Here is a 20,542-nt window from a genome sequence, read left to right on the forward strand (position 1 = left end):
GAATGAACCATGACATTGAAAGAGTTAGTGGTTGGTTTTGCCACCCAGGTACGCAGTATTTGGATGATTGGCTTGCATGCCTTTCATAAGCGCGAAACCCAAATGTATCCAGAGGAACCGGTTTATCTGCCACCCCGTTACCGTGGCCGTATTGTGTTGACGCGCGATCCGGACGGTGAAGAGCGTTGTGTTGCCTGTAACCTGTGTGCGGCTGTTTGCCCGGTGGGATGTATCTCACTGCAAAAGGCTGAACATGAAGATGGTCGTTGGTATCCAGAATTTTTCCGCATCAACTTCTCACGTTGTATTTTCTGTGGCTTATGTGAAGAAGCTTGCCCGACTACTGCGATCCAATTAACGCCTGATTTCGAAATGGGGGAATTTAAGCGTCAGGATTTGGTATATGAAAAAGAGGACCTGACGATTTCAGGTCCGGGTAAATATCCTGATTATAACTTTTACCGTAAGACAGGTGTGGCAATTGACGGCAAATCAAAAGGTGAAGCCGACAATGAAGCGAAACCTATCGACGTTAAAAGCCTGTTGCCGTAAGGAGCGATATTCATGGAATTTACGTTTTATACCGCTGGGCTGATTGCCATATTGGCAACTATCAGGGTAATTACCCATACCAATCCGATACATGCGCTTTTGTATCTGATCGTTTCTCTGCTGGCGCTTTCAGCGGTGTTTTTCTCGCTGGGCGCTTATTTTGCCGGTGCGCTAGAGATCATCGTTTACGCCGGGGCTATTATGGTGCTGTTCGTTTTCGTGGTGATGATGCTTAACCTTGGCAAATCTGTTGTTGAACAGGAGCGTGTTTGGTTGAAACCGCGGACGTGGATTGGTCCGGGAATACTGTCAACAATGCTGCTTGTTGTGCTGGTGTATACCATTATCAATGTTTCTCATGGGGATATTGCCGACAATATCACGGGTGCAGTTGTCAGTGCCAAAGAAGTGGGTATCAGTTTGTTTGGTCCGTATGTATTGGCCGTTGAACTGGCTTCTTTGCTGTTGCTTGCCGGTATGGTGGTGGCGTATCACATTGGCCGTGAACACAAACAGGGTGAAGTGCTCAGCAACCGAAATGCGGAGGAACAACCATGATACCTCTTCAACATGGACTGATTTTGGCGGCAATTCTATTTGTGTTGGGCCTGACCGGGCTCATCATCCGCCGTAATCTGTTGTTTATGTTAATTGGGCTCGAAGTGATGATTAATGCTGCGGCTCTGGCTTTTGTTGTGGTAGGCAGCTATTGGGGCCAGCCAGATGGTCAAGTGATGTTTATTTTGGCTATCAGCTTGGCGGCGGCAGAGGCGAGTATTGGCTTGGCGCTGTTATTGCAGCTCTATCGTCGTCGCCAGAATCTGAATATTGATACAGTCAGTGAGATGCGCGGATGAACTTACTCTATTTAACAATTCTGCTGCCACTGCTGGGATTTTTGCTGTTGGCATTTTCCCGTGGCCGCTGGTCTGAAAATACATCAGCTACCATCGGGATTAGTTCTGTTGGTTTGGCTGCGTTGGTTACCTTATGGGTAGCTATCGATTTCAACAGTCAGAATGGCGCAGGTGATCTGGTTTACAGTCAGAACCTGTGGAACTGGATGGAAGTTGGGAATTTCAGTATTCCGTTCACTCTGGTTCTTGATGGTTTATCACTTACCATGTTGAGTGTGGTAACGGGTGTTGGTTTCCTGATCCATATGTATGCCTCGTGGTATATGCGTGGTGAAGAGGGCTATTCCCGTTTCTTCGCTTATACCAACTTGTTTATTGCCAGCATGGTGATACTGGTTCTGGCAGATAACATGATGCTGATGTATCTCGGTTGGGAAGGGGTAGGGCTGTGCAGTTATTTGCTGATTGGCTTCTACTATACCAATCCGGCGAATGGTGCCGCAGCAATGAAAGCCTTTGTCGTTACCCGTGTGGGTGACGTCTTCCTGGCTATCGGCATGTTCATTTTGTATGACAATCTGGGAACATTGAACTTCCGCGAGTTGGCGATTTTAGCTCCACAGCATCTGGAAGCCGGTTCTTCGGTGATTACCTGGGCGACTTTGATGTTATTGGGGGGAGCAGTAGGTAAATCAGCCCAGTTGCCGTTACAAACTTGGTTGGCCGATGCGATGGCCGGTCCAACGCCAGTTTCTGCGTTGATTCATGCTGCAACGATGGTAACCGCCGGGGTCTACTTAGTTGCACGTAGTCACGGCCTATTCTTGATGGCGCCGGAAATCCTGCAACTGGTTGGCACTGTCGGTGCTGTCACGCTGGTGTTGGCAGGTTTTGCCGCGTTAGTACAAACCGATATTAAGCGTGTATTGGCTTACTCAACCATGAGCCAGATTGGTTACATGTTCCTGGCGTTGGGGGTTCAGGCGTGGGATGCAGCAATCTTCCACCTGATGACTCACGCTTTCTTTAAGGCGCTGTTGTTCCTGGCATCGGGTTCTGTCATCTTGGCCTGTCACCACGAGCAGAATATTTTCAAAATGGGAGGATTGCGTAAATCCATTCCGTTGGTTTATGCCTGCTTCTTGGTAGGTGGCGCGGCGTTATCAGCGTTGCCAATTGTCACTGCGGGTTTCTACAGTAAAGATGAAATTCTGTGGGGAGCAATGTCACATGGTCATATCAACCTTATGCTAGCTGGTCTGGCGGGGGCATTTATGACCTCTTTGTATACTTTCCGTATGATTTTCATTGTATTCCACGGTGAGGCGAAAACAAAAGCTCATCCTGTTAAGGGTATCACCCATCACCTGCCGTTACTGGTATTGCTGGTGCTTTCCACCTTTGTGGGCGCACTAATTGTGCCACCATTGGCGGGTGTATTACCGGGAAGCCATGCAACGGATCACACAGGAAAAATGACCTTGGAAGTGGTTTCTGGTGTGATCGCTGTCGCGGGTATTTTGCTGGCAATGGCACTGTATTTGGGTAAACGTCAGTTAGTGAATGGTGTGGCACAAAGTGCTCCGGGGCGTTTCTTCTCCGTATGGTGGTTTAATGCTTGGGGTTTTGATGTTCTCTATGATTGGGCATTTGTTAAGCCGTTCAAGAACATTACACATGTATTGCGAAACGATCCGCTAAATTCATTGATGAATATTCCTGCGGTGTTATCACGCTGGAGTAACAAAGGTCTTAGTCTGAGTGAAAATGGACAGGTCCGTTGGTACGTTGCCTCTATGGGGTTGGGTGCAGTGCTGGTTTTAGCTCTGCTGCTACTGGTTTAATTTAAGGGATACATTGCGCCATGCTATTACCTTGGCTAATTCTTATGCCCTTCATCGGTGGCCTGTTGAGTTGGCAGGCTGAACGCTTCGGTACCCGTGTACCGCGTTGGATCGCGTTAATTTCGATGGGGTTGACTCTGGTGCTCTCTCTGCAACTGTGGTTGCTGGGGGACTATACCTTGGTGAATCCGCAAGGGATCCCTCAATGGCAAGAGGAATTTCTTATGCCATGGATCCCACGTTTTGGTATCAGTATTCACCTTGCTCTGGATGGCTTATCGTTGCTGATGGTGGTGTTGACCGCACTACTGGGGCTGATGGCTATTCTCTGTTCATGGACGGAAAATCAGCCATATCAGGGCTTTTTCCACTTGAACCTGCTGTGGATCTTGGGTGGTGTGATGGGGGTGTTCCTCGCTATCGACATGTTCCTATTCTTCTTTTTCTGGGAAATGATGTTGGTGCCGATGTACTTCTTGATTGCACTGTGGGGGCACCGAGGCTCAGGCGGTAAAACCCGTATCACCGCAGCGACCAAGTTTTTCATTTACACCCAGGCGAGTGGCTTGGTGATGTTAATTGCGATTATGGCGCTGGTACTGGTTCACTATAACGGGACAGGTGAGTGGACATTCAGCTATGGAAAGCTGCTGAATACACCAATGTCACATACCGTTCAATACTTGCTGATGCTCGGTTTCTTCATTGCTTTTGCTGTAAAAATGCCAGTAGTGCCTTTACATGGGTGGTTACCTGATGCGCACAGTCAGGCACCAACAGCGGGTTCTGTTGACCTGGCGGGTATCTTGCTGAAAACCGCAGGTTATGGTCTGTTGCGTTTCGGTTTGCCACTGTTCCCGGAAGCTTCTCATGAGTTTACTCCCATTGCGATGTGGTTCGGTGTGCTTGGGATCTTCTATGGCGCATGGATGGCATTCAGCCAGACAGATATCAAACGCTTGATTGCTTATACCAGTATCTCTCATATGGGGTTTGTGTTAATCGCGATCTATTCTGGCAGCCAGCTTGCTTACCAAGGGGCAATTATTCAGATGATTGCTCATGGTCTGTCAGCCGCAGGTCTGTTTATTCTCTGTGGGCAGCTTTATGAGCGCTTACATACCCGTGATATGAATCTTATGGGTGGTTTGTGGAAACGTGTGCAGTTCTTGCCTGCGTTATCGCTCTCTTTTGCTGTGGCGACACTAGGGATGCCGGGGACCGGTAACTTCGTCGGTGAATTTATGATCCTGTTTGGTAGTTTTAGTGAATTTCCGTTAATTATAACGATTTCTGTGTTTGGTCTGGTCTTTGCCTCTGTCTATGCTCTGTATATGATGCAGCGTGCTTACTACGGTGAATCAAAATCAGATGAACCACTAAGACGAATGGATATGCGAGAAGTATCCATTGTAATGGTGCTGTTGATATTACTGGTGGTGATGGGCTTCTACCCACAACCTATCCTTGATACTTCAGCGGCAGCGATGGATAACATCCAGACCTGGTATTCAGCTTCAATTTCAACTACAAGGCCGTAATTCGCCATGACAATAACTCCTCAACAACTGATCGCGCTGTTACCGCTGTTGATCGTCGGATTGACGGTAGTCGTTGTGATGCTGTCCATTGCGTGGCGACGCGATCACTTTATTAATACCACTCTGACCGTGATAGGTTTGAATCTGGCTCTGCTGTCTCTCTATTTTGTCGGACAGCAAGAAGCGATGGATGTCACTCCACTGGTTCATGTGGATCGCTATGCTATGCTCTATATCGGTCTTGTACTGGTTGCAAGCTTAGCAACGACGACTTTCGCCTATTCTTGGTTAGAAAATTACCCAGATAACAAAGAAGAGTTTTATTTGCTGGTGCTGATTGCGACAGTGGGCGGGATTCTTCTGGCGTGTGCAAACCACCTGGCATCATTGTTTATCGGTATTGAGTTATTAACTTTACCGCTGTTTGGCTTGATTGGTTATGCATATCGTCAGAAACGCTCTCTGGAAGCGGCTATCAAGTATATGCTGCTGTCTGCGGCAGCCTCTTCTTTCATGCTGTTTGGTATAGCGTTGTTATATGCGGAATCAGGCGATCTCTCTTTTGCCGCACTGGGGCATCGTTTGTCTGACAGCTATATCTATCAACCTTTGATACTGTCAGGCTTGGGTATGCTGGTTGTTGGCCTTGGCTTTAAATTATCACTGGTGCCTTTCCATCTCTGGACACCGGATGTTTATCAGGGAGCGCCTGCTCCGGTCTCCACCTTTCTGGCAACAGCCAGTAAGATAGCGATTTTCGCAGTAGTAGTGCGTTTGTTTGTTGAAGCACCAATGGCGGATAGTGAAGCACTGCGTACGGTATTAACCGTTATTGCAATTGCTTCTATGCTGTTCGGTAACTTGATGGCGCTGACCCAGACAAATATCAAACGGCTGCTTGGTTACTCTTCTATTGCTCACTTGGGTTATCTGCTGGTGGCGCTGGTGGCGGTACAGAACCACCAGCTTTCAGAAGAAACGGTCGGTATCTATCTGGCAGGTTATCTGTTTAGCAGTATTGGTGCATTTGGCGTTGTTAGCCTCATGTCCAGCCCATATAAAGGGCCGGATGCAGATTCCCTCTACTCATACCGTGGCCTGTTTTGGCATAAACCTATTCTGTCTGCGGTGATGACGGTGATGATGTTGTCACTGGCGGGGATCCCAATGACGTTCGGTTTTATTGGTAAGTTCTACGTCATTGTGTTGGGTGTGAAAGCGGAACTGTGGTGGCTGACGGGGGCTGTGGTTGTGGGTAGTGCTATCGGTTTGTATTACTACCTGCGGGTCATGGTCAGTCTGTATCTACCTGCGCCGAAGGCCCTTAACCGTGACACGCCAAGGAACTGGGCATCGACTGCCGGCGGGATGGTTGTTCTGATTTCTGCATTATTGGTGTTAGCGCTAGGTATCTGGCCTCAACCGCTGATTGATGTGATACAGCAAGCGAAAATTATTCTCTAAATAGCCAGTCAGTTGTTACGGATTATTTGGAATATAAAAACCCGGTAAGATCATCCTTACCGGGTTATTGCAATTTATTGATAACGCTTTCTTCTCCCTGATCAGTGTTTCAATTGCCTGATGGAGATCAAAGATCAGGGGATAAGCCATATTTATTTCACTAGAAGCCCGCTATATTGTGATTCCAGATTGTCAAGGTAGTCTAGTTGATCGTGTATGAGTTTAGTCAGGTTTTGCTGACGGGTTTGATCATCTATGGTCTCCTGTAATTGTCTGGCAAAGATGTTCCATACTTGTTCCAGTTGAGTTGCCTGGAGTAATAGGGTAGTGCGTTCTTTGTCGATTTGATGCACATCAGCTATACCGGTAATCCGTTGTTCCACGCCTTTTAACTGAGTTTTTAAATCGTCGCAATCTGTGGTTAATTGAGCGATTTGTTTATCCAATTTGATTCTAGCATCAGCTAGCTCAACATATTTTAGTCCTGTGGAGATATTACTCAGAATCTTTTTAGTGATCTCAATTCCTTGTTTGATCGCTTGTTTAATGAGTTCTTTTTTGGGGCTAGCCAGATTCAGTTTGTCCAGTTCACTGACATCGGGAATATAATCCTTAAACATATCGGCCAGATTATATTGACGGATAATATTTTGGCTTTCGATGAGCTTGTCGCGATCTGGGATTAATTTGGTCTTATCCTGCTCTTTCTGCGTGATATCGGCTTGCAGCTCTTCTTTTCTTTCCTGTTCTTCTTTCAGGCGTTCTTCCAGACGTTCTAAAATAACGACATTACTAACGTCGGCAATTTTGCTGGTCATTATGTTAGCTTCTTCGTGTAAGCTGGAAATGACGTTTTTAACATCTTTGTTTAAACTGCGTACTTGCTCTAAACGTGCTTCCAACAGGGTATTTCGTGTTTCGTCATCCAATTCGGTATTTTCCAAAGCGGTATCAATTTCGATGATGGTCTGGAAATAATCTTGCGGCGGGAGTTGCCTCAGAACAGTTTGTAGTTGAGGTACAGAGGCGCGAGCGGCTTCGTCGATATCACGACTATATAAGCTTATCCGTAGAGTTTTTTCTTGAATAATTTCAATGCCTGATTTTTGCTGATGCGTTAAACGCCAGATGTTTTTCACCGCTTGACTCAAAGTTTTTACGTTAATTTCTGGATAAATGATCGTTTTCTGAGGGAAAGTGATGACGTCAGTCATTTTAATACTCCTTTTTTCCGTAAGTCCTATGTAATACGTGAATGATTAGTTATAGCGAGATTTGTATTCTTTCAATGCTTCATCGAAAACCTTGACCAATTGTTTCGCGGAACCTTCTACTTCTTTCCAAGGGTTTATGACTTGCTGGAATTTAGTCATAAAAGAGGTCAGGTTCAGAGCATCGTTAATTTGGCTGAATTTATCTTTGGAAGCATTGATCTGGGTCAGCATGGATTGCCACATGTAATCCAAATGGTTCAGCGCGACTTCTGCATCCAACAAACGGGTATCGATGTCGCTAAAATCAAGGGATAAACTAGTAATAGACTTTTGCAGTGCGCGTTTACCTTTGATGCTCTCTTCCAGGCTCCGCACTTCTTCGATCAGCATAGTTTTCCGTTTTCGCACTTCCTCTGCTTTGGAACCAAAGATGCCACCGGTAATAGCGAGGCCGATAAGCCCTCCTGCGATACCAGAGAAAGCCAGGCCGACGAATTTATCGTAGTCTTTCTTGAGTTGGACAATGTCCTCTTTTTTCTCAATGATTTTCTCATCCAGATCTCCGATGTTGACCGACATCTTATTGTCTTTCATCAGCTTTCTCTTATTTTCGACTTGTGGTTGTAAGCCCAAGGCAATGCTGCCGTTTGATAACCTGCCACCAATCAGCTTTAGCTTGAAATCGGATACTTCAGCTTTGACCTTTTCAGTTTTTTCCTGTTGTTTCTTAATATCACTTTTCATGGTGTCAAGGATTTCCCCTAGAACATAGGATACTTCTCTGTCTTCATAGGTATAGGTGATCTCGGCGAGTTGTCTGTCCGATATTTCTCCTAATCTCCTTTTTATACGTGTGATAATTGGCATTTCATTAATGATGCTAATGATGTTTTCACCCGTTTCGGTAATTTGTTTGCCAACAACTTCCAGGTCTATGCTCTGTTGCAGAATATCGTTTTCCACATCGCTCCAGCTAAACGAGTGAGTGCGGATTTCTTCAAACAAAGTGTGAATATCTTCTGGTTCTAATCCAGCGATATCGATCTTTTGGTAACCCAAGTAGTTTTTCACTTCCTCAAGATTAAAAGGGAGTGATAGACCTTTTTTAATATACAGTTTGATATTAATCAAGTCTTCTTTGGTAAATATTCCTCCGGGGCGTGCAACACCTTCTTGTTTACCAGTCAGTAATTGCAAGGTAGCCGAGGGAATATCTGTTTCATTTAGTGTTTTTTCCGCTGGAAGTTGAGCTAATAACATATATTTCTCCATTAATGGTTCTTGCTTTATTGAAAAATTATTAAATACATCAAGGCACAACCGAACGTCATAATACTCATGTTGTTAAATTAATGTTGTATTTTTTATTGAATAATCTGAATTAAAAATACATATATTTTCATGATTAATTGTTGTGAAAATAGTTTAATTCATGAGTTTTATTAAATAATTGTCTATATTTTTATCAATCTTAAATGAAATTATTTATGATTTTTTTATATCTAATATATGAAATTAAATAGTATGAATTTTTATTATTTTAGTAATCAAATGTAAAAATAATCTTTTGTCTTTCTTGTTTATATGGTTTGGTATTTCATTTTTTAATTGATGTTAAGATAATAAATATAAAATATTTTAATGTTATTTTTATAAAATGCATTTTAAAACAATTTGTTACGTTGATTTCGTGATGTGGCGGTTATATAATTTCTATATTGTTAATTTAAAAAATAGGTAATGTGGTGTTTTTATAAAGAATAAGTCAGATGTTTTTTGATTTGTCGTTTATGGCATGTTTAAATAATAGATAAGATAGAACTCTATTTTATGTGTTGTTGAATAAAAGTTTTTGCTATTTTTAGATCTATATTTTAATTAAAGTCTTAATTGTTCATATGATAGTTCAAATTAACAAATAAGGAGGATTTTTTTATAATTCTATTTAGCTATTATGAAAATAAGATATGTTTTTTATAGGTGGATTTTTACAAAGAAAAAATGTTTATTTCTTTGTTTATAATAACGGTATTTATTTAGTAGATTTTTCGTAGTAAGTAATGGAGTCGTTTTTTTATAAATTGCATGGTGAGGATCATGCTTGGGATAGGCTCTTATATTCGTTATTTGAGGCACAAAACATCTGATTTAGTCTGTTTCAGTATTGAGGTAATAGCATTCTGTTAACGGAATTGGACAAGTATAATTACATAAATAATCAGGGCTTTAATTATTATTAATGCCCCGTATAATCCTACTTTTTATCACGTCTTTTGGGGCAGAAAGTGGTGAGTCAAATTGCTAATGTTGTCGCTGATATATGTAAGACACTGAATAATGAACAAGTTAGCGAAGTTGGTATTCAACAGATTTCATTTCCTCTGCCAGCAGGTTGCAGCGTTTACTGGCTGGAATGGCTGGCAGCGCAGTCTCATTATCCACAATTCTACTGGCATCACAGAGAGGGCCATGAAGAAGTTGCTGCTTGTGGGCAAATCCATCTTTTCAGTGATATCGCTTTAGCCGAAAATTTTTTGCAGAGAAACGGTCAGTTTCCACAGATACGGATCTGGGGGCTGAATGCTTGGGATCGGATTCAACCAGCCCGTATTACGCAATCCGAAGCAGGGGAAACAGGTTATCTGTTTTTGCCCCGCATCGAATTACGTCGCTACCGTGACGAAAGCAGATTGTATTTGAATATAGCTGGTCGGCAGGATATGAGGAATGCACAGGAATTTCTGCGACAGTTAGTACCGCACCAGGAATTCTCTGTGTTACAGGCGGTGGTAGTGAACGAGGAGAATGTGCCGGAACGCGCCCGGTGGTGTGATTTGATTGAGCAGGCTTTGGATACTATTACTCATCGCAAGATGGAAAAGGTAGTGATGGCGCGTAAAACGCAGATAATACTGAGTGAATCTTTAGCGACTGGACAGTTTATGGCAGCGAGTCGCCAGATAAATCACTGTTGTTATCATTTTATGTTGGCTTTTAATCAGCATGAGGCTTTTTTGGCGTCTTCGCCAGAACGGCTTTACTACCGCAAGCAGACTCAGCTTTATACAGAAGCGCTGGCGGGGACGGTTACCAATTCAGATGATACTCAGCAAGCTGAAAAATTGGGGCAATGGTTGCTAGGTGATAAAAAAAATCAACATGAAAACTTGCTCGTTGTTGATGATATTTGCCAGCGTCTTCAAGGCGCCGTGGTTTCTGTCGATGTTGCTCCGCCAGATGTGATTCGTCTGCGAAAGGTTCAGCATTTGCGCCGCCGGATCCAGGGAGAACTAAAGAATGCCAGTGATAGTGATTGCTTGCATCGTTTACAACCAACGGCCGCTGTTGCTGGATTACCTCGTGAAGCGGCGCGTGATTTTATTCGTAATAGCGAGTTATTCAGTCGTGATTGGTATGCAGGGTCCGCTGGATATCTTTCCTGTGAACAGAGTGAGTTTGCGGTTTCGCTACGTTGCGCACAAATTAACAATAACTTACTTTCACTGTATGCCGGTGCGGGGATTGTGATGGGATCTGATCCACAACAGGAGTGGATAGAGATAGAGAATAAAGCTGCCGGGTTGCGCACTTTGCTGAAAGGTGAATGAAAACAATCTCCGATTAAATGGCAATTCATTGAACTAGGATAAAGAAATAATTATCGGTACCGTTAGGCTAATAGCCAGTTTTTATAGAAATTTTTTGAGTAAAATATGTCAAACAGCGCATTTAACCGCCGCTGGGCGGAACTTTTATTGGAAGCACTTACTCGTCATGGATTACGTCATGTTTGTATTGCACCCGGTTCACGTTCCACGCCTTTGACAATAGCTGCTGCGGCAAATAACAAACTGATTTGTCATACTCATTTTGACGAGCGTGGATTAGGGCATCTGGCACTGGGGTTATCCAAAGCAAGTAGAGAGCCGGTTGCCGTTATCGTTACTTCTGGAACCGCAGTGGCCAATCTCTACCCTTCATTAATTGAAGCCAGTTTAACGGGTGAACGAGTGGTTTTCCTTACTGCTGATCGGCCACCAGAATTGATGGATTGTGGAGCGAATCAGGCTATCCGTCAAAATGGTATTTTTGCTTCTCATCCATGCCAAATAATTTCTTTGCCAAGACCGACCGTAGATATACCGGCAAGCTGGCTGGCTTCTGTCATCGATCATAGTATGGCGAATTTGCGGCATGGGGCCTTGCATATTAATTGCCCATTTGCTGAACCATTATATGGTGATGAAGAGCCTGCTTATGATGAGTGGCAGCAGCAGTTAGGCGATTGGTGGAAAAGTAAAACACCTTGGTTGAGCCAGCCAGTAACTAATGTTGTGGCAGAAGTAGCGGATTGGGACTGTTGGCAACAGAAAAAAGGCGTTGTATTGGCTGGTCGAATGAGTGCCGAAGAGGGAGTTAATGTTGCTAAATGGGCAAAGGCATTGGGCTGGCCGTTGATTGGCAATGTGCTTTCACAAACTGGGCAGCCATTGCCTTGTGCCGATTTATGGTTGGATAATCCTCATGTGCAGGAGATTTTAGCGCAAGCACAACTGGTAGTGCAGTTTGGTTCCAGCCTGATAGGGAAACGCTTGTTACAGTGGCAGGCGAAATGCCAGCCGCAGGAGTTTTGGATTATTGATCCGATACCAGGCCGGCTTGATCCTGCCAATCATCGTGGTAAAAAATTGACCTGTCATATTGCTGACTGGTTACTGGCTCATCCGGCACAGCCGCGTATACCGTGGGCACAATCGTGTACATTGTGGGCAGAAAAGCTCAAAGTATGGTCAGAAAAAGCAGTTAACTGTGTCAGAACTGAATTGGCTGGGAAATTTGGTGAAGCAACGGTGGCCTATCGATTGTGTGAATTACTGCCTGAACGCGGGCAGCTGTTTGTCGGTAACAGCCTGATTATTCGTTTGATCGATGCACTGGGGCAATTACCGGCGGGATATCCGGTTTACAGTAACCGGGGTGCTAGCGGCATTGATGGGTTAATTTCCACTGCGGCAGGTGTGCAACGGGCAACGGCAAAGCCCACTTTGGCTATTATCGGTGATTTATCGGCGCTTTATGATCTCAATAGCTTGGCTCTGTTGCGTCATCCTTCCGCTCCAATGGTATTAATTGTGGTAAATAATAACGGCGGGCAGATTTTCTCTTTACTACCCACTCTGGAAGAAGCAAGGCAGCGTTTTTACTGTATGCCTCAATACGTTAATTTTGATCATGCTGCGGCGATGTTCGGCTTGAAATATGCCAGCCCACAAAATTGGATGGAATTGCAACAAAGTATTGAACAGGCATGGCAACAAAATGAAACCACACTGATTGAGCTAAAAGTGTCGGATAGAGAAGGAGCTGAGTGTTTGCAACAACTGTTAAAACAGGTGGCTATGTTGTGAGCCTCGCTTATCGTAAGTTTAACGGTCACAATGACCGCCCGTGGCTGGTTTGGTTGCATGGATTATTGGGCTGTGGTGATGAATGGTTGCCATTAGTGAATCTGTGTGATCATCATCCTTCATTGGTTATCGATCTACCTGGTCACGGTGATTCCACTGACGTGCGGGTAAAAGATCTTCTGGAGATGAGTTGTCTTTTATCTGAAACATTAGCAGAGCAGCAAATTAGTAAATACTGGCTGATTGGCTACTCCTTAGGGGGCCGTATTGCTATGTATCATGCCTGTTATGGTGATAATCAGGGATTATGCGGATTGCTGGTTGAAGGAGGAAATCCTGGGTTATTTTCCCAACAGGAGCGGAATAATCGTCTCGAACACGATAGAAATTGGGCCGGACGTTTTCGTTCTCAGCCGATGGAACAGGTTTTATCTGATTGGTATCAGCAGCCGGTTTTTTCTGATTTATTACCTGCACAGCGTCAGCAACTGATCAAAGTACGCCGTCATAATAATGGCAATGGTGTGGCTAATATGCTGGAAAATACTTCACTTGGACATCAACCTTGGTTAGTACCGGTATTGCAACAACTGGCGTTACCTTTTGTTTATCTGTGTGGCGAAAATGATAAGAAATTCCAACAATTGGCGAAACGTTGCGCTTTGCCGCTGCAAACTATTCCACATGTTGGGCATAATGCTCACCGAGCGGACACGGCGGCGTTTGCTGCGGTAGTAAACCATTTTTTATCACTCTTTAATGTATAGGAATACGAATATGATTTACCCGAGCGAAGAAGAACTCTATGCCCCAATTGTATGGCAGGACTGCTCTGAAGGGTTTGAAGATATTTTTTATCACAAATCCACAGATGGTATGGCTAAAATCACCATCAATCGCCCACAAGTACGTAACGCATTTCGGCCATTGACGGTTAAAGAGATGATGCAGGCATTGGATGATGCCCGTTATGATGACAATATCGGGGTGATTATCCTGACGGGAATGGGTGAAAAAGCTTTTTGTGCTGGTGGTGATCAAAAAGTCCGTGGTGATCATGGTGGTTATAAGGATGACAACGGCATGCATCATCTGAATGTCTTGGATTTCCAACGCCAAATTCGCACTTGTCCAAAACCCGTCGTTGCTATGGTTGCTGGATATGCGATTGGTGGTGGTCATGTACTGCATCTGGTATGTGACCTGACCATTGCGGCTGATAACGCTATTTTCGGTCAGACCGGACCTAAAGTGGGTTCTTTTGACGGCGGTTGGGGGGCATCTTATATGGCTCGAATTGTTGGTCAGAAAAAAGCCCGCGAAATCTGGTTCTTGTGCCGCCAGTATGATGCTAAACAAGCGTTGGAAATGGGGCTGGTTAACACCGTTGTACCTTATGCGGATCTGGAAAAAGAGACCGTTCGCTGGTGTCGTGAAATGCTGAAAAATAGCCCAATGGCCCTGCGTTGCTTAAAAGCAGCTCTAAATGCGGATTGTGATGGTCAGTCTGGATTGCAGGAACTGGCAGGTAACGCCACCATGCTTTTCTATATGACAGAAGAGGGTCAGGAGGGACGTAATGCATTCATTGAGAAACGCCACCCTGATTTCAGCAAATTTAAACGTAACCCATAATGCGTACTGCAATTTTATACCGGTTCAGATTGCCAATGGAGTCAGGTGTTATCCTGCGATATCAGCGGCTTAAAACTCGTGATGGTTTTTTGGTTCACTTACAGGAAAATGGTCAACAGGGATGGGGTGAAATTGCACCATTGCCGGAATTCAGCAAAGAAACCGTTGAACAGGCAGGTGAAGCAGCGATGGCATGGCTTAGACAGTGGCATCTTGGTGCTGAACCTGATGAAAGTGAATTACCTTCTGTCGCATTTGGGATTAGCTGTGCATTAGCTGAATTGCAGGATAACTTACCGGAAGACGCTGATTACCGGAAAGCGCCATTGTGCAACGGTGATCCTGATGAGTTGATTGTTCGTCTCAGTAACATGAGTGGGCAAAAAGTTGCCAAAGTGAAAATCGGGCTGTATGAAGCTGTACGTGACGGCATGGTAGTGAATGTTTTACTGGAAGCGGTACCGGATTTATCTTTGCGGCTGGATGCTAACCGTAGTTGGAGCCGTGCTAAAGCGGACAGTTTCGCTAAGTATGTCAATCCTGATTACCGCAACCGAATTGCCTTTTTGGAAGAACCTTGTCAAACCCCGGAACAATCGCTCGCTTTTGCCCGAGATACAGGGATTGCCATTGCATGGGATGAAAGCGTCCGTGATGAAGGTTTTAACGTAGAGGCACAAGCAGGGGTGACTGCTATTGTGATTAAACCCACTCTAATAGGAAGCCTTGCCCGTTGCTGTCAGTTGATTTCAGCCGCGCACAACGCTGGATTGGAGGCGGTGATTAGCTCCAGTATTGAAACCAGCTTCGGTTTGACTCAGCTTGCCCGTATTGCTCATTGGCTGACGCCAGCGACTATTCCTGGACTGGATACGCTGGAATTGGTTCAGTCTCAGTTGGTGCGCCGTTGGCCGGGCAGCACGATGCCAGTAACAAGATTGGACGAGTTAGACATCGCATGGCGCAGTTAAATTCATTTACCCAGTGGCCATGGCGCTACTGGGCATCGTTTAGCCCTGAAAATATTGCTGTCAAGTTGCGTAATCGTTCCCTAACCTGGCATCAATTAGTTATCTCTTTGGATACGATAGCGGCCAATTTTCGCCAACAGGGGATAGTTGAAGGCAGTGGTGTAATGCTGCGAGGGAAGAACAGTGAAGAGATGTTGTTTTGCTATCTTGCCGCGCTACAGTGTGGTGCGCGGGTATTGCCACTGAATCCTCAACTGCCTGAAATGCTCTTGGCTAAATTACTGCCACATTTGAATATCGATTTTGTGGCTGATTTTTGTGGTGACAACTTGCCTGTGATGGATGCCAAATCCCTCGATTGGCAAAGTGAACCATTAAATTCTGATGATAATTCAGTGGGTTGGGATGCTATGCGCCCGGCCAGTATGATACTGACCTCCGGCTCTTCTGGATTGCCTAAAGCGGCTGCTCACTCAATTCATGCTCATCTTGCCAGTGCGCAAGATGTACTTTCAGTAATTGAATTTCAGCAACAAGATAGCTGGTTGCTCTCATTGCCGTTGTTTCATGTATCGGGTCAGGGGATCATTTGGCGCTGGCTAATCAAAGGGGCTTCTTTAGTGCTCAGAAATACCAATCTGTTAGATCATGCTTTGGCAGATTGTACTCACGCTTCATTGGTTCCGACTCAGCTTTGGCGGTTACTGGAACAGTCACAAAATCAGACACTGAATTTGAAACAAGTGCTGTTGGGTGGAGCAATAATCCCCATTGAATTGACTCAAAGAGCGGAGCAGCAAGGCATTTGCTGTTGGTGTAGCTATGGTTTGACCGAATTGGCTTCAACAGTATGTATTAAACGAGCAGACGATCTTCCCGGTGTCGGCAATCCTTTACCGGGCAAAGAAATTCGTCTGATAAATGAGGAAATTCAGATTCGTTCTGGCAGCCTTGCTAATGGATATTGGCTGGATGGTAAATTACAACCGTTAGCTGATCGTGATGGCTGGTTTCATACCCGTGATCGAGGAGTGATACAAAATGATGAGTTGCAGATACTTGGCCGGATGGATAATCAATTTTTCAGCGGTGGAGAAGGGATTCAGCCGGAAGATATTGAACGGGTGATTAATACCTATCCACAGGTCGCGCAAAACTTTATTGTTCCCGTACCCGACCCTGAATTTGGTTATCGCCCTGTCGCGGTGATAGACAGTAATTCATCTGAGGTCATTGATGCATTACCTGAATGGTTGATTGATAAACTGGCTTCTTTTCAGCGCCCAGTCGCTTACTATCTGTTACCTCAAAAGCTTAAAAATAACGGCATTAAAGTTTCCCGTCAGCAAATCAAAAAATGGGTGTTGGATTTGCCCGGTTGCTCTTGAGCTATTTTGATTTGCTATCAATATGTTGAATTTCGTACTGCCCATTATTTATCGTGTAATAATGGGCAGAGAGGGTTAAAAGATGGTGTTGTTAGACATTAGCCTTTGATTTTTTTCAGCGCGTTTTCAACACCAGCGCCATATTCTGGGTGAACTTTTCTAAATAGCTCAACCTGACGGCGTTGAGTCTCTTCATGTGCTTGTGACAGTTCACTGGCGATACGGTCAAACATACGTTGATGTTCTTTACTGCTGATTAAGTTATATAGCCTGCGAGGCTGACTGAAATAATCTTCATCTTGACGATGGTTCCAGTTATCGGCATCTCCTTCTAAAGACAATGATGGTTGTTTGAATTCAGGTTGTTCCTGGAACAATCCTGCACTGTTTGGTTCATAGGTCACTGTGTTTCCGCTGTTACCATCGACACGCATTGCCCCATCACGGTGGAAATTATGGAACGGACAACGAGGTGTATTGACCGGAATTTGATGGTGGTTAACGCCAAGACGGTAACGTTGAGCATCACCATAAGAGAACAGACGGCCTTGTAACATCTTATCAGGGGAGAAACTGACACCTGGCACAACATTCGCGGGGTTGAAAGCAACCTGTTCAACGTCTGCAAAATAGTTATCAGGGTTACGGTTTAGCTCGAAATAACCGACATCAATCATCGGGTAGTCGCCGTGAGGCCATACTTTTGTCAAATCAAACGGATTGTACGGCGTCTGAGAAGCTTCGTTCTCTGGCATAATCTGAACCTTTAATTTCCAGCGTGGATAATCGCCTTGTTCAATTGCTGTAAACAAGTCACGCTGAGAGCTTTCACGATCTTTACCCACCAGCGCTTCTGCCTCTTCGTCCATCAGGCTTTTAATGCCTTGCTGACAACGGAAGTGGAATTTCACCCAGAAACGTTCATTATCTGCGTTGATAAAGCTGAAAGCATGGCTACCAAAACCGTGCATATGACGGAAAGATTTAGGTACACCACGGTCACTGAAATCAATGGTTAATTGGTGCAGTGATTCAGGTTGATGAGAGAAGAAATCCCATTTATAGGCAGGATTACGTAAATTAGTGTGGGGATCGCGTTTAACAACATGGTTAAGATCTGGGAACTTCAGTGGATCACGGAGATAGAATATCGGGGTGTTGTTACCAACTAAATCCCAGTTACCTTCTTCAGTGTAGAACTTAAGCGCAAAACCACGAATATCACGTTCCGCATCTGCTGCGCCGCGCTCACCGGCGACGGTTGAGAAACGGGCAAACATCTCGGTTTTTTTGCCTATTTCAGAAAAAATCTTAGCGCGGGTGTACTTAGTAATATCGTGAGTCACCACAAAGACGCCATGAGCTCCAGAACCTTTGGCATGCATACGGCGCTCTGGGATCACTTCACGATCAAAATGGGCAAGCTTTTCTAAGAACCAAACATCTTGTAACAACATAGGACCACGTTGACCCGCAGTCATGACATTATTGTTGTCAACGACAGGGGCGCCAGCATTCGTTGTAAGTCCTCTCTTTTTCATCACACTTCTCCTGTTTTACATGAAAAAAAACAGCGGAATCGCTGATTAAGAAAAACGTTCTGGTCAAATGGCGAAATGCAAATTTTGTGTTTTTTTATAATTTATTTATTATTTTCTTATTTATTGTTTAAAATAAAACTATTTACATAATTAATTATTAAGCAAATGAAATGAAAAATTCACACATATTTAGTAAGTATAGATGATTCATTTCTTTTTGTTGTCTATCGGTTTAGTTGTATTTACGTAAGATGTTTAACATTAAGTAAATAAAGAGGAAATATCATGAAGGTTTATCTTGCCGCGGTAGCAACCGGTTTGTTGTTGATTGCTGAATCAGCGAATGCAATTTCCGTGAATGTTCAGGCTGGCCGCCATTTCACCCATACTTCTGCGGCAATTGGTGATAACAGTGCTGGATTATCCTTTAATGGCAACTGGGCACGCAGTGATCATAATGGGCAGTTGGGAAGTTTGGGAACCGCATTTAGCCTGCCTGTTGGTCCATTGACGGCCAGCATTGGCGGTAAGGCTCTCTATTTATCCCCTAAAGATGGGAAAAATGGTGAGGCATTAGCAGCAGGTGTGGGTTTGAGTTGGACTGTTATGCCCTCTTTAGCTCTGTACGGTGAAGTTTACGGTGCGCCATCCAGATTAACTTCGGGTATTGATTCTTATGCTGAGGCCGCGGGTGGTTTACGTTTTACCGTATTTAAACCGTTGACGGTGGATGCCGGTTACCGGGTTATGAACATGAGAGGGAAAGAGGGAAATAGGGATAACAAACTGGCTGATGGATTTTATATCGGTGCTGGTTTGAATTTCTAATTTACTTTTGCATTTTGTCCGCACCATTGCTGATGCGGACAGTTTTGGCTTCTTAATTAACCCACTTTTGGCAGTAAACCACTGACAATACCTATCTGGATAGCAATTACCGTAATTCCGCAAAGAAATACCAGAATCAGAGTGGGTTTTCCGCCTTTTACCCGATAGGCTCGTTGCTCAATTTGACGACTACGCCATGCCAGCATGGAAGGCAGTAACAGGGCGAGAATGGACAGTGCGACTGCGGCGAAAGTTAACGCCATGACAAAGTTTGGATAATACAAAGCACAAAGTAATGGTGGAACAAAAGTAATGATTCCGGTTTGCAGGCGACCGGTCGCGTTGTTACGGCGTTTGAACAGATCTGCCATATAATCAAACAAACCTAAAGAGACCCCAAGAAATGAGGTTGCCAGCGCCAAATCAGCAAACAGACGGACAGCAAGTTCTACACGAGGCGTCGCGACAACCTCTCTCACCGCTTTTAACAGCCCATTCAATCCTGATTGTTCCGCTAAAATTCCGACAAAAGTATGGGAAGAGATGGCGCCCAATGTTGCCAATTGCCATAGGATATAGGCAGTTAATGGGATTGCACTGCCGATAACAAATATTTTACGTAACTTGCGAGTATCGCCTCCCATATAATTGACGATACTTGGCACACTACCGTGAAAACCAAAAGAGGTGAATACCACGGGAATAGCTGATAATACCAAACCTTGTTCCAAAGGCATTGACATCAGGTTAGTGCTTTTGATGTGGGGCATCATGACGGTCAGCATAATAACCAGAAAGATGATTTTTGCCGTAAATAGCAGGCGGTTAATCATATCGACAGATTGAGTACCGATAGTGACAACACAACCGGCGACAAGGGTGAAAATCAGCACGCCAAATGAGACAGAAACAGGTTTATCCAGCCATGAAGAGAGGCTGCCTGAGAGCAACTCACCGGCGCCACTGATATAAGCGGTGGTCAGGGCATACATGAGAAAGAGCATACTAAAACCGGTGAGCCATTGGCCTCCTCGTCCCAGATAGCGTTTTGCCACTGTTCCCAGACCCGTATCGGCCGGGCTGTATTGATAAACTTCCACCAGCAATAAAGCGGTATAGCTCATCAAAACCCAAAGAGCGATTAACATCACAAAGGTTGTTCCAAAGCCGACACCGGCCGCTGCCAGCGGCATAGCCAGCATTCCTGCGCCAATTGTCGTGCCCGCTATGATAAAAATACTGCCAAGAGTACGATTCTTCACGCTTTCCCCTAGTTTCTGAACTGATTGAAATCGTTAT

17 protein-coding genes are annotated in these 20,542 nt (G+C 44.5%); 13 read left to right on the top strand and 4 right to left on the bottom strand.

Features of this window, described 5'->3' with window-relative positions; genetic code table 11:
• Positions 1-9 precede the first annotated feature (9 nt).
• Genes nuoI through nuoN form a run of 6 tightly spaced genes read left to right on the top strand, consistent with a single transcriptional unit; the run spans position 10 to position 6,258 of the window.
• A complete protein-coding gene (gene nuoI, locus LG003_RS12405) occupies positions 10-552 on the top strand; it encodes an NADH-quinone oxidoreductase subunit NuoI (protein WP_112877597.1) in 543 nt (180 codons plus the stop codon).
• 12 nt (positions 553-564) lie between these two features.
• Positions 565-1,110 (top strand): NADH-quinone oxidoreductase subunit J, encoded by a 546-nt coding sequence (gene nuoJ, locus LG003_RS12410; RefSeq protein WP_262980857.1) that lies wholly within the window; start codon positions 565-567, stop codon positions 1,108-1,110.
• The gene (gene nuoK, locus LG003_RS12415; protein ID WP_011147297.1) at positions 1,107-1,409 is read left to right on the top strand and encodes an NADH-quinone oxidoreductase subunit NuoK; all 303 of its coding nucleotides are present in this window, start codon (positions 1,107-1,109) and stop codon (positions 1,407-1,409) included. Before nuoJ ends, nuoK begins: the two co-directional genes overlap by 4 nt.
• Positions 1,406-3,253: an NADH-quinone oxidoreductase subunit L gene (nuoL, locus tag LG003_RS12420; RefSeq protein WP_112877595.1), complete on the top strand. Its 1,848-nt coding sequence runs from the start codon at positions 1,406-1,408 to the stop codon at positions 3,251-3,253. Before nuoK ends, nuoL begins: the two co-directional genes overlap by 4 nt.
• A 20-nt stretch (positions 3,254-3,273) precedes the next feature.
• A complete protein-coding gene (nuoM, locus tag LG003_RS12425; protein ID WP_262980858.1) occupies positions 3,274-4,794 on the top strand; it encodes an NADH-quinone oxidoreductase subunit M in 1,521 nt (506 codons plus the stop codon).
• Positions 4,795-4,800: 6 nt separating this feature from the next.
• A complete protein-coding gene (gene nuoN, locus LG003_RS12430; protein ID WP_113042499.1) occupies positions 4,801-6,258 on the top strand; it encodes an NADH-quinone oxidoreductase subunit NuoN in 1,458 nt (485 codons plus the stop codon).
• A gap of 152 nt (positions 6,259-6,410) precedes the next feature.
• Here the strand turns inward: nuoN and LG003_RS12435 are convergent, their stop codons facing one another.
• Positions 6,411-7,472, bottom strand: coding sequence for an alpha-xenorhabdolysin family binary toxin subunit B (locus LG003_RS12435; protein ID WP_112877589.1), 1,062 nt, complete (start codon positions 7,470-7,472; stop codon positions 6,411-6,413).
• Between the two features lie 45 nt (positions 7,473-7,517).
• Positions 7,518-8,744 (bottom strand): alpha-xenorhabdolysin family binary toxin subunit A, encoded by a 1,227-nt coding sequence (locus LG003_RS12440; RefSeq protein ID WP_262980859.1) that lies wholly within the window; start codon positions 8,742-8,744, stop codon positions 7,518-7,520.
• 1,016 nt (positions 8,745-9,760) lie between these two features.
• On the opposite strand from LG003_RS12440, the gene menF reads away from it, so the two are divergent.
• From menF to menE, 6 genes are all read left to right on the top strand, one after another.
• Positions 9,761-11,080 carry an isochorismate synthase MenF gene (gene menF / locus LG003_RS12445; RefSeq protein ID WP_262980860.1) on the top strand — a complete coding sequence of 440 codons (1,320 nt, stop codon included), beginning with the start codon at positions 9,761-9,763 and terminating at the stop codon, positions 11,078-11,080.
• Positions 11,081-11,185: 105 nt separating this feature from the next.
• Positions 11,186-12,880 carry a 2-succinyl-5-enolpyruvyl-6-hydroxy-3-cyclohexene-1-carboxylic-acid synthase gene (gene menD, locus LG003_RS12450; protein WP_262980861.1) on the top strand — a complete coding sequence of 565 codons (1,695 nt, stop codon included), beginning with the start codon at positions 11,186-11,188 and terminating at the stop codon, positions 12,878-12,880.
• Positions 12,877-13,647 carry a 2-succinyl-6-hydroxy-2,4-cyclohexadiene-1-carboxylate synthase gene (gene menH, locus LG003_RS12455; RefSeq protein WP_192881010.1) on the top strand — a complete coding sequence of 257 codons (771 nt, stop codon included), beginning with the start codon at positions 12,877-12,879 and terminating at the stop codon, positions 13,645-13,647. The genes menD and menH overlap by 4 nt, the downstream gene beginning before the upstream one ends.
• Before the next feature lie 10 nt (positions 13,648-13,657).
• Positions 13,658-14,515, top strand: a complete 858-nt coding sequence (gene menB / locus LG003_RS12460; RefSeq protein ID WP_112877582.1) for a 1,4-dihydroxy-2-naphthoyl-CoA synthase — start codon at positions 13,658-13,660, stop codon at positions 14,513-14,515.
• Positions 14,515-15,486: an o-succinylbenzoate synthase gene (gene menC, locus LG003_RS12465; RefSeq protein ID WP_262980862.1), complete on the top strand. Its 972-nt coding sequence runs from the start codon at positions 14,515-14,517 to the stop codon at positions 15,484-15,486. The genes menB and menC overlap by 1 nt, the downstream gene beginning before the upstream one ends.
• The gene (gene menE, locus LG003_RS12470; RefSeq protein WP_262980870.1) at positions 15,474-16,874 is read left to right on the top strand and encodes an o-succinylbenzoate--CoA ligase; all 1,401 of its coding nucleotides are present in this window, start codon (positions 15,474-15,476) and stop codon (positions 16,872-16,874) included. The genes menC and menE overlap by 13 nt, the downstream gene beginning before the upstream one ends.
• A 98-nt stretch (positions 16,875-16,972) precedes the next feature.
• Here the strand turns inward: menE and LG003_RS12475 are convergent, their stop codons facing one another.
• Positions 16,973-18,415 (bottom strand): catalase, encoded by a 1,443-nt coding sequence (locus LG003_RS12475; protein WP_262980863.1) that lies wholly within the window; start codon positions 18,413-18,415, stop codon positions 16,973-16,975.
• A gap of 285 nt (positions 18,416-18,700) precedes the next feature.
• On the opposite strand from LG003_RS12475, the gene LG003_RS12480 reads away from it, so the two are divergent.
• The gene (locus tag LG003_RS12480; RefSeq protein WP_228901689.1) at positions 18,701-19,243 is read left to right on the top strand and encodes a YfaZ family outer membrane protein; all 543 of its coding nucleotides are present in this window, start codon (positions 18,701-18,703) and stop codon (positions 19,241-19,243) included.
• A 56-nt stretch (positions 19,244-19,299) separates the two neighbouring features.
• On the opposite strand, the gene tyrP is transcribed toward LG003_RS12480, so the two are convergent.
• Positions 19,300-20,505 (bottom strand): tyrosine transporter TyrP, encoded by a 1,206-nt coding sequence (gene tyrP, locus LG003_RS12485; protein WP_390894138.1) that lies wholly within the window; start codon positions 20,503-20,505, stop codon positions 19,300-19,302.
• Positions 20,506-20,542 lie beyond the last annotated feature (37 nt).

It is taken from the genome of Photorhabdus kleinii (genome assembly GCF_025384885.1).
Taxonomy (GTDB): domain Bacteria; phylum Pseudomonadota; class Gammaproteobacteria; order Enterobacterales; family Enterobacteriaceae; genus Photorhabdus; species Photorhabdus kayaii.

Bases quoted from the DNA above. Each gene is read 5' to 3' on its own strand.
- menD (WP_262980861.1), top strand. From the start codon at position 11,186: ATGTCAAACAGCGCATTTAACCGCCGCTGGGCGGAACTTTTATTGGAA.
- LG003_RS12480 (WP_228901689.1), top strand. From the start codon at position 18,701: ATGAAGGTTTATCTTGCCGCGGTAGCAACCGGTTTGTTGTTGATTGCT.
- nuoM (WP_262980858.1), top strand. From the start codon at position 3,274: ATGCTATTACCTTGGCTAATTCTTATGCCCTTCATCGGTGGCCTGTTG.
- menC (WP_262980862.1), top strand. From the start codon at position 14,515: ATGCGTACTGCAATTTTATACCGGTTCAGATTGCCAATGGAGTCAGGT.
- nuoJ (WP_262980857.1), top strand. From the start codon at position 565: ATGGAATTTACGTTTTATACCGCTGGGCTGATTGCCATATTGGCAACT.
- menE (WP_262980870.1), top strand. From the start codon at position 15,474: ATGGCGCAGTTAAATTCATTTACCCAGTGGCCATGGCGCTACTGGGCA.
- LG003_RS12440 (WP_262980859.1), bottom strand. From the start codon at position 8,744: ATGGAGAAATATATGTTATTAGCTCAACTTCCAGCGGAAAAAACACTA.
- LG003_RS12475 (WP_262980863.1), bottom strand. From the start codon at position 18,415: ATGAAAAAGAGAGGACTTACAACGAATGCTGGCGCCCCTGTCGTTGAC.
- nuoK (WP_011147297.1), top strand. From the start codon at position 1,107: ATGATACCTCTTCAACATGGACTGATTTTGGCGGCAATTCTATTTGTG.
- nuoI (WP_112877597.1), top strand. From the start codon at position 10: ATGACATTGAAAGAGTTAGTGGTTGGTTTTGCCACCCAGGTACGCAGT.
- nuoN (WP_113042499.1), top strand. From the start codon at position 4,801: ATGACAATAACTCCTCAACAACTGATCGCGCTGTTACCGCTGTTGATC.
- menB (WP_112877582.1), top strand. From the start codon at position 13,658: ATGATTTACCCGAGCGAAGAAGAACTCTATGCCCCAATTGTATGGCAG.
- LG003_RS12435 (WP_112877589.1), bottom strand. From the start codon at position 7,472: ATGACTGACGTCATCACTTTCCCTCAGAAAACGATCATTTATCCAGAA.
- nuoL (WP_112877595.1), top strand. From the start codon at position 1,406: ATGAACTTACTCTATTTAACAATTCTGCTGCCACTGCTGGGATTTTTG.